This window comes from Paraburkholderia sp. CNPSo 3281 (genome assembly GCF_024206515.1).
In the GTDB taxonomy this organism is placed as follows: Bacteria; Pseudomonadota; Gammaproteobacteria; order Burkholderiales; family Burkholderiaceae; genus Paraburkholderia; species Paraburkholderia nodosa.
The window spans coordinates 1-1,383 of record NZ_JAMBPS010000143.1; the positions used below are offsets into that span (position 1 = coordinate 1).

The 1,383-nt window shown below is 60.9% G+C and carries 1 protein-coding gene; it reads left to right on the forward strand.

The features are described from left to right. The first annotated feature begins 54 nt into the window (after positions 1 to 54). Positions 55 to 1,314, forward strand: a complete 1,260-nt coding sequence (locus tag M3I56_RS40530) for an IS256 family transposase (protein ID WP_254358652.1) — start codon at positions 55 to 57, stop codon at positions 1,312 to 1,314. Positions 1,315 to 1,383: the final 69 nt, after the last annotated feature.

Genomic DNA, 1,383 nt, shown 5'->3' on the forward strand with positions numbered 1-1,383 from the left:
GGGTCTGCCATAGATTTTGTGTTCAAGGCATAACATGTAGCTCAAGGAGCATGTATGCCACGCAAACCCAAGACAACTACCGAAGCGCAGACAGCGTTACCGTCCATTCCGAAGGAGCTGATCGACCAGTTCGTGAAGGGACCCATGACCGCCGAAGCGGTGCACGCCGCTTCAGCCGCGTTCAAGAAGGCGCTGATCGAGCGGGCGCTGGGTGCCGAACTTGGACACCATCTGGGTTATCCGGCGGGTGCCGTGCGGCCCGAAGATGCGACCAACCAGCGCAACGGCACGAGCGGCAAGACGGTGCTGACTGATGACGGTCCGCTGCGCCTGGAGATTCCTCGTGACCGCGACGGCAGCTTTGCCCCGATCCTGATTCCGAAGCACGAGCGACGTTTCACCGGCTTTGACGACAAGATCATCGCGATGTACGCCCGTGGCATGACGGTGCGCGAGATCCAGGGGTTTCTGGCTGAGCAGTACGGTACCGATGTGTCGCCGGAGTTTATCAGCTCGGTGACCGATGCCGTGATGGACGAGGTGAGTATCTGGCAGGCGCGCCCGCTTGAGCCGATGTACCCGGTAGTGTTCTTTGACGCGCTACGCGTCAAGATCCGCGAGGAAGGGATGGTGCGCAACAAGGCGATCTATCTGGCGCTGGGCATCCTGCCAGACGGCACACGGGACATCCTGGGGCTGTGGATCGAGAACACGGAAGGCGCGAAGTTCTGGATGAAGGTGTTCAGCGACCTGAAGGTGCGTGGCGTGCAGGACATCCTGATCGCGGTCACCGATGGACTGAAGGGCATGCCTGAAGCGCTGGGCGCGGTGTTTCCGGCCACCACGCTCCAGACGTGCATCGTGCACCTGATCCGCAACTCGCTGGACTACGCGAGCTGGAAAGACCGGCGGGGGCTGGCTGCTGCCCTCAAACCGATCTATTCGGCAACGGGCGCTGAAGCTGCCCAGACCGAACTGGACGCGTTCGAGCAGGGCGAGTGGGGCCGTAAATTCCCGACGGTGGTGGCGGCCTGGCGCCGCGCCTGGGATCGCGTCATTCCCTTCTTCGCGTTTCCGCCTGCGGTCCGCAAGGTGATCTACACGACCAACGCCATTGAAAGTGTGAACGCGCGGCTACGCAAGATCGTCAAGACGCGTGGGCACTTCCCGACGGACGAGGCCGCGACCAAACTGCTCTGGCTGGCCTTGCGCAATATCACGGCTGACTGGAGCCGTGCCGCGCATGACTGGAAAGCCGCGATGAACCAGTTCGCGATCCTCTACGAGGATCGCTTCACCAGAAATCATTTGTAGAATGCAATTGATGAGCCTGCCAGACGGCAGGCTTTTATCTGCCTTGCACACAAAAATTCAGACACTCCC

Excerpts from the sequence above, each read along its gene's own strand:
- M3I56_RS40530 (WP_254358652.1), top strand. The coding sequence starts at position 55 with ATGCCACGCAAACCCAAGACAACTACCGAAGCGCAGACAGCGTTACCG.